Below are 20,518 nucleotides of genomic sequence, written 5' to 3'. Positions count from 1 at the left end.
GGGCCGATCTTCGCCCGCCATCCGAACCACATGTCAACAGCGGTCAAGAAAGCCTACGACGAACTCAAGTTCCCGACCATCGTCGTGGTCGGCGGTGGTTTCGCTGGACTGGAGCTGATCAAGCGGCTGGACGGACAACCATACAAGGTGCTGCTGCTCGATAGGCACAACCATCACTGCTTCCAGCCGTTGTTGTACCAAGTGGCCACTGCGAGCCTCAGCGCCGATAGCATCGCTCACCCGTTCCGCCGCACGGTGGCACCTATGCCCAACGTGGCTTTCCGCATGGCCAAGGTGACGGCTGTGGACCCCGCACGGAAGATTGTGGTCAGCGAGCAGGGAGATTTCCACTATGATCTGCTCGTGCTGGCCACGGGCAGCGAGACGAACTTCTTCGGCAACACCGTCATCGAGCGCGAAGCAATGCAGCTCAAAAGCATCGGCCAGGCGCTCGACATCCGTAGCGATTTCCTGCAGGACTTCGAGGCCGCGCTCTACGCGCAGGACGAGACCGGTCAGCGGCGCTGTCTGAACTTCGTGATCGTTGGTGCAGGGCCCACCGGTGTTGAGCTGGCCGGAGCGTTGGCCGAGATCAAACGCACGGTGCTCAAGCGTGAGTACAGGGAACTCGAGAGCGACCGCATGCAGATCTGGCTCGTGGACAGCAATGAGCGTGTCCTGAAGAACTTCTCCGAAAAGTCCAGCGCCAGCGCGCTTGGCTATCTGCAAGGCATGGGCGTGAACGTGAAGTTCGGTGCTCGGGTCACGGACTTCAACGGTGAGCGCGTAACGTTCAAGGACGGCACGAGCATGGAGAGCAACACGCTCATCTGGGCGGCCGGGGTGAAGGGTACACTGATCCCCGGACTGGAGGCCGCCGTGGACCCCAAAGCGAACCGCTACAAGGTGGACCGCTTCAACCGCCTCGTTGGTGTTCCCGATGTCTTCGCGCTCGGCGATGTAGCCTTCATGCAAGAGGGAAAGTGGGAGTTCGGTCACCCGCAGGTGGCGCCAGCGGCCATCCAGCAAGCCGAATTGCTGGCCGCCAATCTGGTGCGAAAGGCCGAGGGTGGGTCAATGCGCGAGTTCACGTACAAGGACAAGGGTAGTATGGCCACCATTGGCCGGTACAAGGCGGTGGTGGACGCGTTCGGCATGCACATCGGCGGGTTGTTCGCCTGGCTGGCGTGGATGTTCGTGCACCTGATGGCGCTCGTGGGTTTCCGGAACCGCCTGCAAGTGCTTCTGGGCTGGGCATGGAAGTACATGAGCTGGAAGAACACCATACGGCTCATCATCCGTCCGTATGTACGGCCCGCCCATCGCACGGGGGGCTGACCGGTCGAAGGTCTTTACAGCTTCCAGTGTCCCGGGTATCTTCGCCACCTCGCCCAAGAAACCCATGATCCGCACCATCTGTCTTTCCATCGGCCTGCTCGCAGTGGCACCGGTGTTCGCCGAAGGGAAAGGAGGGGAGGCCACGGTGCGCGTTGAATGCACGCGCAACTCATCGCTGATCAACATCAGCATTCTGCACGAGCGTCGCATCGGGAAGGTGAAGATCACCGTCACCGATGCCACCGGCAAAGTGTTCTACATCGAAGAGGGCAAGGCCCTGAAGAACGAATTGGTCCGACGGATCGATAAGCAAGGCTTCGCCAAGGGCGAAATGACCTTGCGTGTAGAAGCACGGGACTTCAACATCACCCAGCACTTCTTGGTGCAGTAAGTCTCACCAAGCGGCGTTCTGCAAGGTGAGCAGTTTGGCATCGAGCGCTTGGCTTGAAGCTGCTTCAGCATCGGCCCTGAACTCTTGGTCCTTTTTCCGCTCGCGGCGGCTGTCCGCCTCCATCTCGACTTTCTTCTTGGAAACCGCCGCTACTTCGGCGAGTTGCTCTTCGCGAGCGGCAGCCGCGTCTGGAGCCGCACTCGTGGTCCGCGCCGGGCTGAGTGGCGCGGTGGTGTCCATTGCTACTGCACCAAGGTGCGTAACAGGCTCCCCTGCCTCGTCCAAACTGACCTCGTCCGCGGACTGCAGGTGGGTTGAAGCATCAGCGTAGGTGAGATCTTCCAAAGCAATGTTCTTCAAGGAACCCTCCTCGGCCGGTTCGGCTTGAACAGCTCCATCCGCTTGAGCTGACCAGTTGGAAATAACGTGAGCGGAATCTGCCATTGAGGATCCTTTCAAGGAGGCGTTCGCCTCTTCCGTGGGCATCGGCTGCGCTTCCGGAGGAGCCTCCTTTTTCTCCACTTCGTTCAGTTCCGCAAAGCCAGCGTCCTGCACACCGGAGCCCGCACGGTAAAGCCCCCACACGCTCAACCCCACAACCGTGGCAAGACTGGCCAGGCGCAGCGAAGGCATCCAGAAACCACGGCTTTCCCCGGGGATGAACAACGCACCGACGCTGTTCAACCAGATCTGGAACCGTGGGCGCCGCTGCTCGCGGAAGGCGGCCATCACGTTCTCGCGTACAGTTGCGTCCGCTGCCACGGGCTCGTTGTCCTCATGCAGGTTGCGCAGCGCGTTCAGCGTGGCGCGCATGGCCTCGTACTCGTCGGCGTCCTTCAGGTGCCGCAGCACGAAGGCGCGCTCCTCGGGGAGGAGTTCTTCGAAGGGCCGCTCCATGAGCAGCGATTCGATGTCCTCAGGATCGTACTGTTCTCGGCGTTCCATGTTCGTGCAGTGAGCGCGGGTCGAATTCCTTCAATCGTTCCGCAAGTTTTTTCAGGGTGTAGAAGAGCCGGCTCTTCACCGTGCCTTCGCTGATGTTGAATGCCACGGCGATCTCCTTGATGGCCATATCCTCGTGGTAGCGCATGGTGAAGGTGGCCTTGTGGTCGGGGTCCAAACGGTCGAGCTCGGCGGCCAGGCGATCGTTGAAACGTTCCTTGTCCACACCATCGCCGCTGCGTGCTTCGGCCACGCCGTTGTACTCTGCCTTAAGGTGCGGTACCGCAGCACGGCGCACCTCCTCTTTGCGGTATTCGTTCTTGCACATGTTGTTCGCAACACTGAAGAGCCAGGTACTGAACGGACGCGAAGGGTCGTAGCTGGCCGGGTTCTTCGCCAGCTTGGTGTAGAGTTCCTGGAGGAAGTCCTGAGCGCGTTCCCGGTCGTTCCATAGCATGCGGTGGAAATAGCCGATCATGCGGCGCTGGTAGCGGTCGTACAGCGCACCGAACGCGGGCTCATCACCGCGCACGACCAGCTCCATGAGCCGCTCGTCGCTGAGCTTCGCGTGATCGGTGCCGAACAAACCCATGTTCAGTGCTTCAGGACGCCGAGTTCGTAAAGCCGGTTGACGGTGCCGGTGCTGCGCGCCAATTGCAGGAGTTCGGCATCCATCAGGGCGTAGTTCTTCTCGTCGCCGATGGCCAGGTAGTGGTCGCGCAAGGTGATGGCTGGCAGAACGTAGTTGCGGCTCAACGGGCCTGCTTGTGCGTTCTTGCGAAGCGTCGGCCAAACAGCTTTGAGCTTGGGCAGGTTATCCACGCGGGTTGTGCTGTAGCGCATGGCAAGTCCGGTGAGGTAGAGATCCTTGCGGAGGGTGTTCAGCAACTGCCGATCGCAACTGGGGGCCAGGTAAACAGGCCTGGGCGAGCGCGTGGCCAAAGCCTTGACGAAGTCCGCCACTTCCGGTCCTGGCACGCTCCCTTCCGCACGGGCCTTTCGCCACACAAGTGCGCGGTAGCTGTCATCCGGTAGGGCGGCCTGGTGGACCACCAGAACATCGGGCCTTAGCGATAGTGCGTATTGCTCAACCCAAAGCGGGTAGGTGTCCATTTCGCCGTTCGCCAACAGGACGGCATCGCGGTCCACGCTGGCGAGAACATCCGCCGCAACATCCAGGAGGGGGGGGGCGAGGCCCCCACGATCTTTCAGTGCCAGGCTCCAGGTGCGGATCCCTTCTGCATCGTCATTGACCACGGCTTGTGCCAGTTTAGGGCCGCAGAGCTCAGTGCGCGCGGGCTCCTTGGCAGTGGCCCGGTCCAAGGCCGCATAACCGGCCGGCTTCGGGAACTCCAAGTAGTAGGTGGCCATTTCGGCCTCGAACGAACCCGGTACGGCTTCCTCCATGTCGTCCGCAATGCCCTGCAGGCGCGCCTTGTCGTTGGTGGACAGCGTGCCGTTGTTGGTGCTTAAAGCCGCGTTGCGCTCGTTCTGGAAGTAGAGGCCCCACGCATTCGCGTTCGCAGGGGTGGTGATGGTGGTGTTCAACAGGAAGCCGCTGTCGTAGTTGAGGCTGCGGCTGTCCCAATTGCCCTGGTAACTATTGCTCACAGCGGGCGCTTCGGGTTTTGCCTGTTCGACTTGGGCCTGTGCCCCGGCATGGCCGCCTGTGCTGAGAGCCAGCAGGGCGACCAGGTGTCGGAGGATCATTCCGGTTTTCATTCCGCGATGCCGTACACCTTCGCGCCCTGAAGGTTCAATGTGGACCCTCCGGCGCCGATGCCCGGCTACTTTTGCCAAGGTGTTTATATTCCTTTTGAACCTAGTATCATGCTCCCCCTAGATAGTCGCAGGTTGTAGGATATCCTATCCCTTCGACTTCTTGGCCTTAGTGACCCCTTTCTTCGGGGTGCGCTTGACCTTCTTGGACTTGGGTACGTGCTTGGCCGCTATCGCCAACACCTCATCAAACGTAGCGGACAACTTCAGGGGCTTTTCGTTCATCGCGCGCGTAAGTTATGTCGATCGGATCGCATCCCTCGTGTCTTTATTTTCTAGCATCTTGCTTGTCCCGTGGTGTTCGGCCTGTGGATCGACCTAGCTTTCGCCCCGTGAAAAGCAGGTACCATGTCCTTTAAGCTCCGCACCAACCCAGACCCCAGCGAGTTGCTGGCTATCGAGTTCATGTCGAAGCGAATGCTTGAAGCGCGCGACAACTTCAAGCGGTACGACCAGGAAGCGAAGGATGCGGCGGAGAAGTCCGCCAACAGCAAGCGGGAAATGGACCAGTGGCGGGAGGCCATCCTGATGGTGGACCCGGAGTACTTCAAGAGGGCATCGGCAGCGACCTTCAGCATCGGCGCTGTGAAGGTAGAGCCCAAAGACGATGGTCCGGCGAAGGGGGCGAAGACTGTCCCCTACGGGTACTGGACAGGCATGGGCGAGAAGATCCTGAACGCCTTCACCTCCGGCACCTTCGAGCAGTTGGTAACGAAGTCGTTGGAAGCCGGGTTGACGGATGGCAGGGACCGCGAGGGCATGGAGCCTATGCGGTATGCCCTGCACGGTCTTGCTAGGCGCGGAAAGACAGTGAAATACGAGAACGGCGTGTTCTACAAAATCTGATGAGCATCATGGACTGATACCAACGAAAACCGCCCCGGTCAGGGGGCGGCTCTCTTAATGGGCCCGGACTTCTTGCTGGAAGGCCCCGACTTATAATCGGGAGTGTGGGGTTGGATTCCCCCCGGGTCCACTTTATTGTCAAGGTGGGCCGCCGATCCTAGTACTCACCTCTACCTGCGGTTGCAAACGGGGCAGAGAAGACGGAAAAGGGTTGGCGGCCGCTTGGCTTTTTTACCTAGGACAAATGTAGGTCAAGTTAGTTCTTGTTCATAGTCATTCAAGTCACTTTTTCGCCACCAGCTTGTTATAAGGCATCGTCCTTCCATCAGCCTGTTTCAAGGCATTGTCGAACCGTTCTTGGTTGCTTTGCTTTCGTTGGTTGTACCGAGCCGAATACTCATTAACGTATTGCTGCAAGTGAAATGGGCTAACACTGTGATACACAGCATTTAGACCTTTCTTCAGAAGTGACCAGTAACCTTCCATTCCGTTCGTTGATGAGTACTCTCCGGTTGGATGGTATGTGACGTATTCTCCCTTTCCATGCTTCACCACCAAGTGGCGGAATGTCTTTTCGACACCCTTGTAAGCAAGGTATTCATCGGTGTGAACAGTAGTTCCTATGGCGATGTGTTGGCGCATGATAGGTTGGATGGTGCGAGCCTTCGTGTCTATCACCACCTTGGCCACCACACGACCGCCACGTTCGAGCATGCCGAACACCGGGGTCTTGTGTTTCATCGAACGACCACGGGCATTGTCCCGCTTGCTCCTAGGCCTATTCTTCCCACGGCCACCGATGTAGCATTCATCCACCTCGGTGTCATTGACTATCAATTGAGGGGCGTCCTCCCTCATCATTTCTCGGCAGCGGTGTATCAAATGCCAAGCGTTGGCTTGTGTGATGTTCACCAGCTTCGCCAAGTTCGCGCTCGATACCCCCTTGGATGTGTTGGTGGCAAGGAACAGAGCCACGTACCAAGTTTTCAGGGGGAGGTTGCTGTCTTCAAAGGGTGTGTTGATGCGGACGGAGAACAGCCTGTTGCACTTCACCGCTCCCTTCTTCGAACTGGCGGCGCACTTCCAACGCTTAGTCTTGCCTTTTAGGGTATAGACCTTCTCCGATCCGCAGTAGGGGCACGTCACCTTCCCGCCGGGCCACCGGATGCTGGCCAAGTAGTCGATGCAGGACTGTTCCGTGGGGAAGAAATCGTGCAGGTCTTGGAGGGACTTGAAGCCGGTTAGTTTCGTGGTCGCCATCGGTGCTGTCGTTGATGGGCCAAACATAGGAAAGAGTTTGGTTCAAACCAAATATAGTTACCTTTGCCAAAGTAACGGCCTTCCGAAGCCCCGACCGACCATGCTGAACGACGAGACCAAGGACCGCCTGCGCCAGCGGCTCAACGAGGTGCATGAGTGGCCTTCGGTCTATATGTTCAAGTTCATCTTCGAACCGGACCAGTCCCGGCTGGATGCTGTGACGGTCCTCTTTCCGGCCGAGGTGGAGATGCTGAGGAAGTACAGCGCGGGTGGCAAATACCTGAGCCTTACCGTGCGTGAGGTGATGATGAGCGCCGATGAGGTGGTTGCTCGATATGAGAAGGCGGCCCTCATCGAAGGCGTTATCGTTCTCTGAACATGATGGATCTGTCCACTTTGCGTTGGGTGTTGCTGGTCTCGCTCAGCATCACGTTGGTGTTCGTATGGTACCGCCGCTTCCGCGTCAATACGCTGGCCAATGAGGTGCCCGTGGTGAAGCACGCCGAACTCACGCAGCTCGATGTGGCCTACCACCCTGAACGGTTGAAATTGTCCATGACCGTGCCCCGCGACCAGGAAATGCACGCGGCCGTCCTGGATGAAGGTTGGAACGAGGTGAAGCGCTTCCCCGCCCGTCTGCTTGAACGGGGCCGGCCGGAATGGGTGCTCGAGGTGAGCGGCCTGGCACCTGGCCGTTATTACGTGCGGCTCACTTCGTCCGGCCAGAGCACGGAGCGGATGTTCATCTTACGCGGGGCATGAGAAGGTACATTGCGTTCGTGCTGCCTTTTGTTTTTGTCCTTGGCGCAATGGCCCAGCCACAACGCGGTGTGAGCAAGCGCGACAAGAAGTTCCCGGTGTCCGGCGCCCAGCTCGACTTCGTGCTGCCTTCCGCTTTCAACAACACGCAGATGCGCCACCTCACGGAGGTCATCGGTCAGCTTGGGTTGAACGTGCAGTTCCCATTGTACAAGGGCCTTGGTATCGGCGGGGGCGTTCGTGCCAGCTTCTTCGATTACGACCAGCGCAGCTTCCAAGGCAATGCGCGCACGGGCAGTGTGCAACGTTGGTCGTATTACGGTAAAGTGCAGTGGGAGGTGCTCACCAGCGAGAAAACATTCATTGAACTAGGGGCGCGTTTCGGCACGACCAGCTACGCGTTCCGAACGGACAGTCTGGGTACGCACACATCGCAGGGGAGCTATTTCAGCCCCGCGTTCGGCTGGTACCTGATGGCCACCAAGAACCTCGCCTTCGGCTTGGTCATCGGTTACGAAGCCGATGGTGTTTACCTCGTGCCGGAACAATTCGCGCTCACCGCCTTGCCGAACAGGCGCGTGGGTGAAACGGAAGGCCCCATCCGCTACTTCACGCTCGGGCTTTCGGTCTCGGCCCGTTTCCGCAAGGGCGAAGAGCCGGTCGACTACTACTGACCGGGTTTCGGCTGCGGTACGTTGCGCTCCCACATCAACTTCCCATCGCTGTCGAACACGCGGATGGTCATCGCACGTTCCGTCCGTTTTCCGCTGAAGGTGAGCGTAGCGAAGTTGCGCTGGCCGACGCGCGTGCCTTCCACGCGAAGGGTGTTGTCTTCCTTTGGGTCGTAGGCCGTGCTCGTTAGCGGCGAAACCGTCAGGTCGCGGATGATGTTGCCGTCCGGCAGTGTTAGTTCGCTCAACTCGGTGAAGTGCCGGTCCCCGGACAGGAACAAGACACCGGTGATGCCTTCAGCCTGGATGCGGTCGATGATGGCCTGCCGCTCCTTTGGATAGTTGGCGAAGTTCTCGTACTGCGCCACGGTGTTGAGGAACTGTCCGCCCACGGCCACCAGCTTGAACGGTGCTTTGCTGAACTTGAGGCCTTCAATGAGCCGATCGATCTGCGCGGTGCCGAGGATCTGCGGCTCGCCGGACTTCAGGTCGGCTCGCGTGCGGAAGCTGCGGTCGTCGAGCAGGAAGAAGTCGATGTCAGCATGGCTGAACTGTGTGCCCACGCCACCCACGCCGGGTTGCTCAGGTGTCGGGTTGGGCCAGAAGAGGCGGAACATTTCCCGCGAGGTCTCTGCGTGCACGAAACTGCGGTCGCCGTCATTCGGGCCGAAGTCGTGGTCGTCCCAGATGGCGTAGTTGGGGCAGGTGGTCAGCAAGCGCTGCATCTCCGGCATCGAGCGAGTATGCGTGTACCGGTGCAGGAAACCGCTGCGCGAATCCCAGTCCGGTTCGCGCAAATAGATGTTGTCGCCGAGCCAGAGCATCAGGTCAGGCTTCTTGTCGGCGATGCTGTTGTAGATCTGGTAACCGTCGCCGTAGGGTTTGCCCGGACGGTCGAAGCGTTCCTCGTTCACGTAGTTGCAGCTGCCCATGGCCACGGTGAATTCCGGCGGATCGGTACGCCACTGCCAAAGGGGTTGGGTGGTGAAGTGGTACACGTCGCTCAGCACGTGCTCCGAACGGTCCTCGGGGTGCACAAGGCGGTACTCGTAGGTGGTCCCGGGAATGAGCCCATCAAGCTTGACGTTCCTCAGCGACTGCTCCTCCAAAGGCCACGACCACTTGTTCGACCATTTGTCCATGCTGTCGTTCGCGATCCGGTACTGGATCGCAATGTCCGGAATGCTGTACCGCATGGACCAAATGGTGGCTTCGTTCATGGTTACGGGTCCGAGCATCACCACGGGGTTGATAGTATCCTGCGCGTGGAGCGCTGTCGAGAGGAGGAGAGCAGGAGCGAGTAACAGGCGCATGGGCAGTTGCTATAACCCCCCAAAGGTGAACCGGACTCTGTTGATGAACGAACCCGCCCCGCTAGTCCGCGACTTCCACCGCCGACCACTTTTGCACCATGTCGAAGCTCTTGAACTCCGAGCCGGTCGGTCTCGACTTCGGCCTGCTCGTATTGCGCGTGGTGGCCGGTGGCGGCATGCTGTACGGCCACGGCTGGACCAAGCTCATGAACTTCAGCGAGCGGATGGACACGTTCTATGATCCCATTGGCATGGGTTCGGTGCTCGCGCTGAGCCTGGTGGTCTTTGCCGAAGTGGTGTGCAGTGCGATGGTTATGCTCGGTCTTTGGTTGCGGTTGAGCACGGTGCCGCTCGTTATTGCCATGGCGGTGGCCGCCTTCATGGCCAACGGGGATGGCCCCTTCAAGGAGATGGAACTGGCGCTCGTTTACCTCGGTGCCTTTGTAGCGCTGTTCTTCACGGGGAGTGGGAGGTTCTCCATCGACCGCATCAGTTTCAGTTGATCGTTGATGTGTTAGGTTCGTAGGGCAGTGTGACGGATGGGCATGGTGCCGTCCGAACGCCATAAACACCCAACGACCATGTTCGATCAGATCCTCGACCAATTGAAAAACCAGGTCGGCCCGCAGCTCATGCAGAAGGCCGGCCTCAACCAGCAACAGACCGATGGCAGCATCAATGCAGCTGCGGACAGCGTGAAGGAAGTCCTTGGAGGAGGCGATGGCTTCGGCCTCGACGATGTGCTGAACCTCTTCAGTGACGCCAAGAACACTGCGAATGCCGACAACCTGCTGAGCAACATCGGCAATACCTTCCAAAGCAAGCTCACCGGCAACGTGGGGCTGAACGCGAGCCAAGCCAGTGGCGTGGGTGCGATTGTAATGCCCCTGCTTACCAGGTTGCTCAGCGATAAGATCGGAGGCAACGCCGGCAATCTCCAAAGCTTGTTGGGCAACCTCGGTGGCGGTGGCATCGCCGACATGGCCAAGGGCCTCCTGGGCAAGCTATTCAAGTAGGTTGCCCGGGCAAGTGCTGCACGTTCCATCTTCCACCTCGCACTTTTCCACCCTTCACTTTACACCCTAAAACCAACCTCCCATGGGCGTCATCAAAGTCATTGAGATTCTCGGCAACAGCAAGACCAGTTGGGAAGACGCAACCGCAAACGCTGTGAAAGCCGCCAGCAAGAGCGTGCGCGGCATCCGTTCCGTGAACGTGCAGAACCAGAGCGCAGTCGTCGAAAAAGGCAAGATCGTGGAGTACCGCGTCAACCTGAAGATCGCCTTCGCGATCGAGTGAACGCACCGAATGTTCGCGGGAAGAGGGCTCTACGGCCCTCTTTCCGTTTCTACTTTTCCCCCATGGCAGATCAGCAAGCGTTCACCGCCGCCATGCAGGCGGGCTATACGTTCCAAGGCAACAGTATCATCCTGGGCGCGCCGCTGCTCGATGGTGAATGCGCGCCGGGCACCCAAGTAAAGGTTCCGCTGCGCACCATGAACCGCCACGGTCTCATCTGCGGCGCTACCGGCACGGGCAAGACGAAGACGCTTCAAGTGCTCGCCGAGCAACTGAGCCTGAACGGCGTTCCCACACTGCTCATGGACATCAAAGGCGACCTGAGCGGTCTGGCTGCGGCAGGCGCCGTCAACGACAAGATCACCGCCCGGCACCAGAGGATGAACGTGCCGTACGAGCCGCAAGCGGTGCCTGTTGAACTGCTGAGCCTGAGCAAAGAGCCGGGTGCACGGTTGCGCGCCACCATCAGCGAGTTCGGTCCCGTGCTCTTGTCCCGAATCCTCGAACTGAACGACACGCAGAGCAGCGTGCTCAGTCTCGTCTTCAAGTACTGCGACGACAAAGGCTTGCCACTGCTCGATCTGAAGGACCTCCGCCGCGTGCTGCAGTTCACCATCGATGAAGGCAAGGAGGAGATCGGCAAGGCTTACGGCAACGTCAGCCCGGCCACGGTGAACACCATCCTGCGCAAGCTAATCGAGGTGGAACAGCAAGGAGCGGACACATTTTTCGGGGAGCGCAGCTTCGACGTGCAGGACCTGTTGCAGCTCCGCGATGGCCGCGGTGTGGTGCACATCGTGCGCCTTACCGATATCCAGGACAAGCCGCGTCTCTTCAGCACCTTCATGCTGTGCCTGCTGGCGGAGATCTACTCAACCTTCCCCGAGCAAGGTGATGCCGACAAGCCCAAGCTCGTGCTCTTCATCGACGAAGCGCACCTGATCTTCAATACGGCCACCAAGCCTTTGTTGGAACAGATCGAAACCATCATCAAGCTGATCCGCTCGAAAGGAGTGGGTGTGTACTTCTGCACACAGGACCCGGGCGATGTGCCCGAGAGCGTGCTCGGACAGCTCGGACTTAAAGTGCAGCATGCCCTGCGCGCCTTCACGGCCAAGGATCGCACCACCATAAAGCGCACCGCCGAGAACTACCCGCTCACGGAATTCTACGACACCGAAGCGCTGATCACCTCGCTCGGCATCGGAGAGGCGCTAGTGACGGCACTCAGCGAAAAAGGGACCCCCACGCCGCTGGCACACACGCTCATGCGCGCACCCATCACACGAATGGACGTGCTTTCCCCGTTGGAGATGCAGGGCTTGGTGAGCCAAAGCAGGTTAGCAGGCAAGTACAACGAGGCCATCGACCGCGAGAGCGCCTTCGAACTGCTGGAAAAGCGGCTGAAGGACCACGGCGAGGCTGAGGAGGAAGAAGCGGAAGAGAAAGAGGGTAGGAAGAAGGAAAAAGGGGAAAAGGGGACCTTGGAGAAGCTCAGCGAGAACACCATGGTGCGGCAGGTCGGCAGGACCGTTGCCAACGTGCTCACCCGTGGTTTGCTCGGCGTGTTGGGCGTTAAAAGTTCCACCCGTCGAAGGAAGAGCAAGGGGCTTTTCGGATAGGACCATCACAGAACATGAAGAAGCGTTGGCATTGGTGCAGCGCGGCCATGGTGCTTGCGCTGGGTTGCGGCGAACAGGTCGCGACGAACTCAGCGGAGGCACGCCCGCAGGAACCAACGGAGCTGTTGCCCATCGCGCAGGGCAGCGTGGTGTGCTACAACGTGGAGAACCTGTTCGACACACAGGATGACCCGAGCGTGCGCGGCGATGAAGAGTACACGCCCAATGGCGACCTCCAGTGGACCGAAGAGCGCTACCGGACCAAGCTGGCGCACCTTGCCCGAGCCATTGCTTCGGCCTCGGCGCAGTTGCCGCTCATCATCGGTTTGGTGGAAGTCGAGAACGCGCGGGTGTGCCTGGACCTGATCGCAACACCACCGCTTGATCAAGGGAACTACGTCCTGGAGCATTTCGATTCACCCGATGAGCGCGGCATCGATGTGGCGCTGCTGGTGCAGGAAGGCCCGTACGTTTTCCCCGATCACGCTCAATCTCTTTCCGTGAAGCTGCAGGGCGATGCCACGCGCGATGTGCTGTACGCGCGCCTACAGCTCGCGGATGGCGAGGCGCTGCATGTGTTCGTGAACCACTGGCCCAGCCGTCGTGAAGGCGTCCAGGAGAGCGAGCCAAAGCGCATGAAGGCATCATCCGTGGTACGCGACAAGGTGGACGCGCTGTTGGCCGCCGAGCCGCAAGCGCGCATCATCGTGATGGGCGACCTGAACGACACGCCGTTGGACCGTAGCATACGCGAAGGGCTTGCTGCTGCGCTCGACACCGGAAGCCATGACCATGACCTGTACGACCTGGTGGCCTTGGACAGGCAGAAGCCTGCCGGTTCGCACCAGTTCGATGGCGAATGGTCCTACCTCGACCACATGATCGTGAGCCGAGGCCTGCTCTGGCCGAACGATGGCGTTCGCGCGTTCAATGCACGAGCTGTGCGTTCTCCGTTCCTGTTGTTCGACCATCCGCGTTTCGGGCCTTCTCCCAACCGCACGTACGGAGGGCGCGGCAAGTACCACGGTGGCTACAGCGATCATCTGCCCGTTGTGCTCACGCTCGGTGGGAACGAAGAAGCCCCGATCGGGGACCAGGGCTTCCACTAGATCAGTTGTGCGGGTCAGTCCCTCCGGCCCATGTAGAGCATGATGTAGTACAGCAGCGTAGCGAGCGAGCCGATGGCGGCAACCACGTACGTGCGTGCGGCCCACTTCAAAGCGTCTTCGCTCATGGCGTACTCGGCCGTGGTCACTATGCCGCGTTGTTTCATCCAAGCCAGAGCACGGTTGCTGGCATCGTATTCCACCGGCAGCGTGATGAAAGCGAACAGGGTTGTGAACGCGAACATGATGATGCCCGCGAGAAGAACGTTCGGTCCGAGGGGGCCGGCCATTGTTGAAGTGAGGATGATGCCTCCGATGATCACCCACTGCATCCAGCGGCTGCTCACCTGGACCACGGGCACCAGCTTGCTGCGCATCTGCAACCAGCTGTAGGCGGTGGCGTGCTGCACGGCGTGCCCGCACTCGTGGGCGGCAACAGCGGCGGCGGCGGCATTGCGGCTGTGGTACACCACCTCGCTCAGGTTCACCGTCTTGTTGGCCGGGTTGTAATGGTCCGTGAGCTGCCCCGCGACCGAAACCACCTTCACATCACGGATGCCGTTGTCGGCCAGCATTTGGAGCGCGACTTCCTGGCCGCTCATACCGTTGCTCAGCGGCGTCTTGCTGTACTGCGTGAACTTGCTCTTCAAGCGTTGGCTCACGAGGAAGCTGATGCCGAACATCACCAGCCCGAGGATCCATAGACCTGCCATCTTCGATATGTTTGGGTTGCGCTCAGCAAAGGAAGCACCGTTCCGTGCCGACCTGACACACCGTCAGCCTTACTTCTCCTCCTCGGCTTCTGCCAGCTTGATCTGCTCGTCCATCATCTCCTCCCAAACCTTCAAAGTGGCTTCGTCCATCTTGGCTTCGGTGCGCGCCTGCTTCTTCATGAAGCGCCACATGGCCGCTTTCTTGATCTCGTAGGCCGTGTAAACCGTGAATTCGCCCTTCTCCGCATTGTGGAAGGTCTCCTCGCCGATCTTCCTCAGGTCGGCGATCTCGGTCTTCATCACGTCGCGCACCAGCGTTTGGAACTTGTCCGCCACTTCGCTTGCGTTCGCGTTGCCCGTTTCGCCCAAGTACTGGTCGCTCACCGAGCGCACTGAGCTGCCCACCTGGCCTGCCAGCTGGCTCTTGGCATCCAGGTCGCTCTTGCTGCGGGCTATGTTCTGCTTGCTGCTGGCGCCGATACCCACACCGCGGAACCAACGGTTGTTGCTCTCGTAGTTCGATCCACTGAAGGGTTGCTGAACCTTGGTGCCGAGGGCCGCACTGGTTTTCTCCTTGCAGCCGGCAAAGGGCAGGGCGAGCAGTCCCACAACGACTATTTGGGCCAGGGTGCGCAAATGGGCGGTCATCTTGTTCAAGGTTTGGAAGGCGCAAAGAAAACACTGTGCCACCGGTCGTCACTGGCCTTGGGTTAGCGCTTGCCGGGCGCTTGCCGCGTGCCATCTTTCGCCTCTAAACCCCCAAGCGCATGAAAGCACTGAAGACCATACTCATCATCCTTGTGGCTATCCTGGCCATTGTTTTCGTGATGTCGCTCATGGGCGACGACACTTATCGAGTGGAACGTTCCGTGACGGTGAAGGCTCCTGTGGAAGTGGTGTACGCGCACACGAGCACTCTAGCGGCAATGGACAAGTGGAGCCCATGGAACGATCACGACCCGAACATGAAGAAGAGCATGAGCGGCACCGACGGGACCGTTGGAGCCACAGCATCCTGGGAAGGGAACAGTGATGTTGGATCGGGCTCACAAGAGATCGTTGCACTGGAGCCCAACAAGAAGGTCGGGGTTGCCCTGCACTTCAAGGAGCCAATGGAGAGCGAAAGCAACGCGGAGGTCCTGTTGGAGGGAATGGGCGACAGCACGAAAGTGACGTGGGCCATGTTCGGCAATAACGACGGCATGATCGCGAAGGCCATGAGCATGTTCTTCAACATGGACAAGATGGTAGGACCAGAGTTCGATAAAGGGCTTGGACGCCTGAAAGAGCAGGCGGAGGCTGCGGCGGTGTCGGCGCCCAAAAACGAGTTCCGTGGCTACAAGGTCGACATGGTCGATCGCCCTGAGATGGTGTACGTGGGCAAGCGTGCCGTGGTGAAGTGGGCGGATATGGAGAAGTTCTATGGCGACACTTACCAAGCTCTTGGCAAAGACCTTGGAGCCGCAAAGCTTGAAATGTCCGGAATGCCATCCGGGATCATTTTCAAGTGGGACGAGCCCAACCAGCAAGCCGACATGATGGCGGCCATGCCGGTGAAAGGTGACGCCACGACAAGTGTGAAGGGCTGGGAAACGTTGGTGGTACCGGCCGGCAAGGCACAGTTCATCCCGTACATGGGCGGCTATCACGGTAGCTATAACGCGCACATGGCCATGGACGACGCCATGAAAGCGAACGGCCGCGAATTGAAGGACCACGTGATCGAGGAATACGTGACCGACCCCATGAGCGAGCCTGACAGCATGAAGTGGCTCACGAACATCTACTACATGATGAAGTGAGGCGCGCGCCTTGGCAAGCGAATGAGGGCCGCCCAATGGCGGCCCTCATTCGTTCTTGCTGGTACCAAAAGCGAAAGCCGCCCGGAAAGGCGGCTTTCGAAGGAAAGGTCGTTGGCCTTAGTACTGTTCGCGGCTGCTGAAGAAGAAGTGCCCTTCGATGAGCGCGTTCTCGTCGCTGTCGCTACCGTGCGAAGCGTTCTTCGCCTTGCTCTCCGCGAACCGCTTTCGGATCGTTCCTTCAGCCGCCTGTGCGGGATCCGTAGCACCGATAAGAGCTCGGAAGTCTTCCACCGCATTGTCTTTTTCCAAGATGGCCGCGTAGATGGGACCGCTGGCCATGTAGTCCACCAGTTCGCCGTAGAACGGGCGTTCCTTGTGCACGGCGTAGAACGCACCAGCCTCCTTGTGGCTGAGCCGCGTGTACTTGAGGGCCACCACGCGGAAGCCGTTCTGGATGATCATGTCAAGGATCTTGCCGGCATGGCCTGCGGCCACCGCTTCCGGCTTGATCATGGTGAAGGTCCTGTTCCCTGCCATCGGATGCTCGTTTTCTGCTGTATTGGAAAGCGGGCGCGAAACTAGCGGCCTTCCACCACCCATCAACAGTGGGGCATGGAAAGATCACCGGCGCCGGGACGGGCATCCCCTGGCACCCGGGTACTTTTGACCGGCATTCCTCATTCCCGACATGCACATGAAGACCTGTACAGCGCTGTTCGCTGTGGCTGCCTTGGTGGCCGCTTGTGGCGGTGGCCAGCGACCATCGGCCGAGACCTCCACGGAGAAGCTGACCATTGGGGCCGACGAAGGAGCGGCGCTGAGCGCGAGCCTCTACCAGATGCCAACCCCCAACGAGCTGTTCTCGTTGGTGCGCAATCTGATGGGCGAGGGGGATCGCAAGCTCATGAGCAATGTGGCTTCCGCCGATCGTTATGTAACCACGAGCAAGAGGGCGCTGAACTTCGGGGTTTATGCCACCGATCTGGTCTACGCCAGCCAATTCAACCGGGTGGAGGTTGCGCGCTATTACCTCACGGTGAAGGACCTTGGTGAGAAGCTCGGCCTCAGCAGTGCGTTCGACGCGGCAATCCAAAGCCGGTTGGACAAGAACGTCTCCCAAGGTGATTCCCTGGAGGTCATCAGCAACGAAGCCTATTACAAAGCCTATGAGAAACTCCAGGACGAGGACATGGGCCCAGCATTGTCCTTGGTGTTGGCCGGTGGATGGGTGGAAAGCATGCACTTGGTGATCAAGAAGGCAGAAGCCACCGGAAACGCTGTCGAACTGCGCCAGCGCGTTGCCGATCAGAAGCCGACTTTGGAGCACTTGGTCCAGTTGATGGAAGAACAGAAAGAGGACCCAGCGGTGGCGAAAGTGCTCGGCCAGCTCAAGGGGATCCGCGACATCTATGACCGGATGGAGGTGAAACGCAGTCCTGCTGAAGGCAAGAGTTCCAGTGGCCGCATGGTGCTGGGCGACAACACCTCGGTATCCGTCAGTGAAGACCTGTACCAACAACTGGGTGCCGCAGTGGAAAGCGTTAGGGCCGCCATAGTGGCGCCCGAGGACGCACCAACGGCCAGCAATTGAATCCGTGATGAAGAACGTGAAGCAGATGGCATTGGCGGCGTTGATCGCTTGTGCAACGGTGTCCCAGGCGCAGTACAACTGCACCGATTACCACAAGTTCAATTGCGAACGGAGCGGCGATGCGCGCTTCTCGCTCAACGGCCAGAGCCGGAGTGCAGCGGTGCAGGTGGGGGTTCCGACGGAACTGAACGTCATTGTGTACGCTGGCCAGGATTACCGGATCGGCCTGTGCTACGATGAAAAGGTGATCGGCAAGCAGATGGGCTTCAGGCTCATCGAGATCGTACGCGAGCCGCAGAAGGAGATGGTGGACATTGTGGAGAACGTAGCCGTGCTGGACGAGAACGGCCAACCCACGGGCGAAACGAAACCCAGCAAACGCACGGAAGAACGTGTGGTGTACACCGATGTCCGCAAGGTGGTATGGGACTGCAGCGAACATGACATGGCCCAGGAGATCGAATTCACGTGCACCAGTACAAAGCGATTGCTGGTGGAAGTCGTGGCGCCCGGGGTGCCGGAAGAAGAGCGAAAGGGCGCCAACAAGGACCGCGATATCGGTTGTGTCGGTATCCTCATTGAACACATGCCGACCCCGGATGTCGGGTTCGGTGGACCGAAGTGATCCCTGATCATTGATGAACGGAAGTCCCCGCCAAGCTGCGGGGACTTTTCTTTGCGGCCCATGGAAGAAGCCTTAGGCGGGTTGCGTTCCCTGCTCGGTACCCCGAAGCGCACGGTGATCGTTACGCACTACAACCCCGATGGTGATGCCATCGGCAGCAGCCTGGGCTGGATGCACCTGCTCCGCGCAGCCGGACACCCGGCCACGGTCGTGCTGCCCAATCAGCCCCCGGCCTTCCTGCGTTGGATGCCGGGGTATGATGAAGCAGTGGCCTTTGATGTGGCACCAGCGAAAGCCGAGCAAGCCGTTCGCGACGCAGATGTCCTTTTCTGTCTGGATTTCAATCGGCTGGACCGGGTGGAGAAACTTGAGCAAACCCTGCGCAAGGCACCCCTCAAGGTGTTGATCGACCACCACCGCGAACCAGAAGCGTTCGACATCGCGTTCAGCGACATAACTGCATGTGCCACAGCCCAGATGGTGCATGATATCGCCGTTGGATTGGGCTGGAGGGGGCACATCGATCAACGCGTCGCAACCTGCCTGTATACCGGCATCATGACGGATAGCGGCTCGTTCCGCTTCAGCAGCACCACGCCGCACACGTTGCGGGTAGGCGCCGACCTGATGGAACGCGGTGCAGTGCCGGACACGATCCAGTCGGCCATCTTCGATGACAACAGTTTTGATCGGCTGCGGTTGACAGGCTTTGCGCTCAGCGAACGGTTGCAGCTTCACGCGGACCTGGGTGTGGCCGTCATTGCGCTTTCCAGGAACGACTTGGAACGTTTCAGTTTCCAACCAGGCGACACCGAAGGACTGGTCAACTACGGTCTCAGCATCAAGGGCACCAAGCTCGCCGCGTTCTTCATGGAACGACCCGACCGTGTGAAGGTGAGCCTCCGGAGCAAAGCACAATATCCGGCCGACCGGATCTGCGCAGAGCATTTCCTGGGCGGCGGCCATCGCAATGCGGCGGGCGGGCATGCGTTCGAACCATTGGCCGATGTGGTGGAGCGGTTCCTGAAGGTTGTACCGGCTTACCTATGAGAACAGAGTTGCTACTGCTGATGCTACTGATGTTCACTGTTGGTGGCTGCACCGACCCTGGACCGCAGACGCGCAACATGCCCGATCAAGAAGAACTGATCACCGACAACCAGCGTGCTGCACGACAGGAGATGCGCGACATCGACCTCTATCTGAAGCGCCGCTCGATCGCAGCGATCGACATCGGGACCGGCGTGCACGTGAGCAAGTTGCGCGATGCCGAAGGAAACGTTGCGAAGCCGGACCAACTGGTCACGGTCAACTATGTGATGGAACTGCTCAGCGGTGTGGAGTGCTACAAGAGCAAACCAGGCGAACCTGAATCTTTCCGCGTGGAGCACGATGATGTGGAGAGCGGACTGCACGAGGCCGTGCAGCAGCTCAGCATTGGGGACAGTGCGGTGCTCATCATACCGAGCCACCGTGCGTTCGGACTTATCGGCGACCAGGCCAAGGTGCCCATGCGCAGTACGGTCGTGTACAGGGTCGGTGTGGTTGACATCAAGGATGTTCGATGAGGTGCCGCCCGGTTCTCGTGCTCTCTGCCATCGTGGCGCTCATTGGTTGCGGCGACGGTAAGTACCCCGGCTTCAAGCAGGCCGCACCGGGTATCTGGTTCAAGCTGCATGCCCTTGGCGATGGAACGGCCGCACCCATCACCGGCGATAGCGCATTGATGCGTCTGCGCATTTCGCTGCCGGGTCAACCACCCGGTTCACTCTACAGTTCGGAGCGCTACTTCCTGGTGGACCGGGCGCGTGGGTTCGATGGGGCCATGCTCACGCGGATGAATGAAGGCGATAGTGTGAGCGTTAAGGTGCTCGCCGGTGCCTTTCCCTGGAAGCAATGGATAGGTAGCGTCGTGCCAGCGCCTACTGATTCCACCACGCTCGAAGTGGAGATGAGCCTGCTGGACATCATGGACATGTTCGAGCAGAGATCAACCGGGCGGTATGTAGCCATGGCCGGTACCGACAGCACTGAGCAAGCGCTGCTCTTGGCCTATTCGGACAGCACCGACTGGGTCCGATGGGGCAGCAGTCTTCTGTTCTACCGGCTCAACGATCCAGGATACGATAGCGCGACCATCAAAACGGGGGACCTCGTCACCATCCGGCTCCTTGGACGGTTCCTGGACGGTCACGTGTTCGATGAAGGAGCCGTACAAGCGCCCATGACGTTCGTCCTCGGTGACCCGGACCAGGTCATTAAGGGTGTGGAGGTGGCCGTTCACCTGCTTCACCTTGGAAGCTCAGGCGAGTTCATCATCCCAAGTTCAATGGCATTCGGCCCTGAAGGTTCGTCCAGCGGCATTGTGCCGGCTTGGACACCCGTGCGGTACACCGTGGAGGTGACGGAAGTCGTGCCGAAAGGAGCGCCCGCCCAATAGGAACCAATCGCCGCAGCGTTC

25 protein-coding genes and 1 tRNA gene are annotated in these 20,518 nt (G+C 59.5%); 18 read left to right on the top strand and 8 right to left on the bottom strand.

Going from position 1 to position 20,518, the window contains the following annotated elements:
• Window positions 1-30: 30 nt before the first annotated feature.
• Both IPJ76_17830 and IPJ76_17825 read left to right on the top strand, forming a co-directional pair.
• Entirely contained in the window at window positions 31-1,338 is a 1,308-nt protein-coding gene (locus tag IPJ76_17830) for an NAD(P)/FAD-dependent oxidoreductase (GenBank protein QQR86422.1), read from the top strand.
• Window positions 1,339-1,402: 64 nt separating this feature from the next.
• Entirely contained in the window at window positions 1,403-1,729 is a 327-nt protein-coding gene (locus IPJ76_17825) for a hypothetical protein (GenBank protein QQR86421.1), read from the top strand.
• 3 nt (window positions 1,730-1,732) lie between these two features.
• Here IPJ76_17825 and IPJ76_17820 read toward each other — a convergent pair whose 3' ends face one another.
• The 3 genes from IPJ76_17820 to IPJ76_17810 are packed head-to-tail and all read right to left on the bottom strand — an operon-like array spanning window position 1,733 to window position 4,381.
• Window positions 1,733-2,674 carry a hypothetical protein gene (locus IPJ76_17820; protein ID QQR86420.1) on the bottom strand — a complete coding sequence of 314 codons (942 nt, stop codon included), beginning with the start codon at window positions 2,672-2,674 and terminating at the stop codon, window positions 1,733-1,735.
• On the bottom strand, window positions 2,646-3,263 hold the full coding sequence (locus IPJ76_17815) for an RNA polymerase sigma factor (protein ID QQR86419.1): 618 nt from the start codon (window positions 3,261-3,263) through the stop codon (window positions 2,646-2,648). The genes IPJ76_17820 and IPJ76_17815 overlap by 29 nt, the downstream gene beginning before the upstream one ends.
• A gap of 2 nt (window positions 3,264-3,265) precedes the next feature.
• A complete protein-coding gene (locus IPJ76_17810; protein QQR86418.1) occupies window positions 3,266-4,381 on the bottom strand; it encodes a hypothetical protein in 1,116 nt (371 codons plus the stop codon).
• 417 nt (window positions 4,382-4,798) lie between these two features.
• Here IPJ76_17810 and IPJ76_17805 point away from each other — a divergent pair, with 417 nt between their 5' ends.
• Both IPJ76_17805 and IPJ76_17800 read left to right on the top strand, forming a co-directional pair.
• Window positions 4,799-5,296, top strand: coding sequence for a hypothetical protein (locus IPJ76_17805; protein ID QQR86417.1), 498 nt, complete (start codon window positions 4,799-4,801; stop codon window positions 5,294-5,296).
• Between the two features lie 59 nt (window positions 5,297-5,355).
• Window positions 5,356-5,426 (top strand) — tRNA-Ile (locus tag IPJ76_17800).
• A gap of 152 nt (window positions 5,427-5,578) precedes the next feature.
• On the opposite strand, the gene IPJ76_17795 is transcribed toward IPJ76_17800, so the two are convergent.
• Entirely contained in the window at window positions 5,579-6,556 is a 978-nt protein-coding gene (locus IPJ76_17795) for an IS1595 family transposase (GenBank protein ID QQR86416.1), read from the bottom strand.
• Window positions 6,557-6,656: 100 nt separating this feature from the next.
• Between IPJ76_17795 and IPJ76_17790 the strand changes: the two genes are divergently transcribed.
• Genes IPJ76_17790 through IPJ76_17780 form a run of 3 tightly spaced genes read left to right on the top strand, consistent with a single transcriptional unit; the run spans window position 6,657 to window position 7,989 of the window.
• Window positions 6,657-6,932: a DUF493 family protein gene (locus IPJ76_17790; protein ID QQR86415.1), complete on the top strand. Its 276-nt coding sequence runs from the start codon at window positions 6,657-6,659 to the stop codon at window positions 6,930-6,932.
• Window positions 6,933-6,934: 2 nt separating this feature from the next.
• A complete protein-coding gene (locus IPJ76_17785; protein ID QQR86414.1) occupies window positions 6,935-7,318 on the top strand; it encodes a hypothetical protein in 384 nt (127 codons plus the stop codon).
• Window positions 7,315-7,989 (top strand): hypothetical protein, encoded by a 675-nt coding sequence (locus IPJ76_17780; protein ID QQR86413.1) that lies wholly within the window; start codon window positions 7,315-7,317, stop codon window positions 7,987-7,989. Before IPJ76_17785 ends, IPJ76_17780 begins: the two co-directional genes overlap by 4 nt.
• On the opposite strand, the gene IPJ76_17775 is transcribed toward IPJ76_17780, so the two are convergent.
• The gene (locus IPJ76_17775; protein ID QQR86412.1) at window positions 7,983-9,299 is read right to left on the bottom strand and encodes an alkaline phosphatase D family protein; all 1,317 of its coding nucleotides are present in this window, start codon (window positions 9,297-9,299) and stop codon (window positions 7,983-7,985) included. The two genes, IPJ76_17780 and IPJ76_17775, sit on opposite strands and share 7 nt — an antisense overlap.
• Before the next feature lie 98 nt (window positions 9,300-9,397).
• Here IPJ76_17775 and IPJ76_17770 point away from each other — a divergent pair, with 98 nt between their 5' ends.
• The 5 genes from IPJ76_17770 to IPJ76_17750 all read left to right on the top strand — a co-directional run bounded on the left by IPJ76_17770 (window position 9,398) and on the right by IPJ76_17750 (window position 13,329).
• Window positions 9,398-9,802, top strand: coding sequence for a DoxX family protein (locus IPJ76_17770; protein QQR86411.1), 405 nt, complete (start codon window positions 9,398-9,400; stop codon window positions 9,800-9,802).
• 78 nt (window positions 9,803-9,880) lie between these two features.
• The gene (locus IPJ76_17765) at window positions 9,881-10,315 is read left to right on the top strand and encodes a hypothetical protein (GenBank protein ID QQR86410.1); all 435 of its coding nucleotides are present in this window, start codon (window positions 9,881-9,883) and stop codon (window positions 10,313-10,315) included.
• Window positions 10,316-10,397: 82 nt separating this feature from the next.
• Complete coding sequence (locus IPJ76_17760) at window positions 10,398-10,598, top strand: dodecin domain-containing protein (GenBank protein QQR86409.1); 201 nt, start codon at window positions 10,398-10,400, stop codon at window positions 10,596-10,598.
• A 62-nt stretch (window positions 10,599-10,660) separates the two neighbouring features.
• Complete coding sequence (locus IPJ76_17755; protein QQR86408.1) at window positions 10,661-12,220, top strand: DUF853 family protein; 1,560 nt, start codon at window positions 10,661-10,663, stop codon at window positions 12,218-12,220.
• 14 nt (window positions 12,221-12,234) lie between these two features.
• The gene (locus tag IPJ76_17750) at window positions 12,235-13,329 is read left to right on the top strand and encodes a hypothetical protein (GenBank protein QQR86407.1); all 1,095 of its coding nucleotides are present in this window, start codon (window positions 12,235-12,237) and stop codon (window positions 13,327-13,329) included.
• Window positions 13,330-13,343: 14 nt separating this feature from the next.
• Here the strand turns inward: IPJ76_17750 and IPJ76_17745 are convergent, their stop codons facing one another.
• Window positions 13,344-14,039, bottom strand: coding sequence for a zinc metallopeptidase (locus IPJ76_17745; protein QQR86406.1), 696 nt, complete (start codon window positions 14,037-14,039; stop codon window positions 13,344-13,346).
• A gap of 69 nt (window positions 14,040-14,108) precedes the next feature.
• Complete coding sequence (locus tag IPJ76_17740; GenBank protein ID QQR86405.1) at window positions 14,109-14,696, bottom strand: hypothetical protein; 588 nt, start codon at window positions 14,694-14,696, stop codon at window positions 14,109-14,111.
• A gap of 110 nt (window positions 14,697-14,806) precedes the next feature.
• On the opposite strand from IPJ76_17740, the gene IPJ76_17735 reads away from it, so the two are divergent.
• Window positions 14,807-15,841, top strand: coding sequence for an SRPBCC family protein (locus IPJ76_17735; protein QQR86404.1), 1,035 nt, complete (start codon window positions 14,807-14,809; stop codon window positions 15,839-15,841).
• Window positions 15,842-15,958: 117 nt separating this feature from the next.
• On the opposite strand, the gene IPJ76_17730 is transcribed toward IPJ76_17735, so the two are convergent.
• Window positions 15,959-16,378 carry a nucleoside-diphosphate kinase gene (locus tag IPJ76_17730; protein QQR86403.1) on the bottom strand — a complete coding sequence of 140 codons (420 nt, stop codon included), beginning with the start codon at window positions 16,376-16,378 and terminating at the stop codon, window positions 15,959-15,961.
• A gap of 151 nt (window positions 16,379-16,529) precedes the next feature.
• On the opposite strand from IPJ76_17730, the gene IPJ76_17725 reads away from it, so the two are divergent.
• From IPJ76_17725 to IPJ76_17705, 5 genes are read left to right on the top strand one after another with little or no spacing between them, the layout of a single operon-like run.
• Entirely contained in the window at window positions 16,530-17,432 is a 903-nt protein-coding gene (locus IPJ76_17725; protein ID QQR86402.1) for a hypothetical protein, read from the top strand.
• Between the two features lie 7 nt (window positions 17,433-17,439).
• Window positions 17,440-18,057, top strand: coding sequence for a hypothetical protein (locus IPJ76_17720; GenBank protein QQR86401.1), 618 nt, complete (start codon window positions 17,440-17,442; stop codon window positions 18,055-18,057).
• Between the two features lie 60 nt (window positions 18,058-18,117).
• Entirely contained in the window at window positions 18,118-19,107 is a 990-nt protein-coding gene (locus tag IPJ76_17715; GenBank protein ID QQR86400.1) for a bifunctional oligoribonuclease/PAP phosphatase NrnA, read from the top strand.
• Window positions 19,104-19,625 (top strand): FKBP-type peptidyl-prolyl cis-trans isomerase, encoded by a 522-nt coding sequence (locus IPJ76_17710; GenBank protein QQR86399.1) that lies wholly within the window; start codon window positions 19,104-19,106, stop codon window positions 19,623-19,625. The genes IPJ76_17715 and IPJ76_17710 overlap by 4 nt, the downstream gene beginning before the upstream one ends.
• Complete coding sequence (locus IPJ76_17705; GenBank protein QQR86398.1) at window positions 19,622-20,497, top strand: FKBP-type peptidyl-prolyl cis-trans isomerase; 876 nt, start codon at window positions 19,622-19,624, stop codon at window positions 20,495-20,497. Before IPJ76_17710 ends, IPJ76_17705 begins: the two co-directional genes overlap by 4 nt.
• Window positions 20,498-20,518 lie beyond the last annotated feature (21 nt).

The sequence above is a fragment of the Flavobacteriales bacterium genome (assembly GCA_016699575.1).
Taxonomy (GTDB): domain Bacteria; phylum Bacteroidota; class Bacteroidia; order Flavobacteriales_F; family PHOS-HE28; genus PHOS-HE28.
Note: the sequence above shows the minus strand (reverse complement) of the source record. Positions and strands in the feature narration are given on the sequence as shown.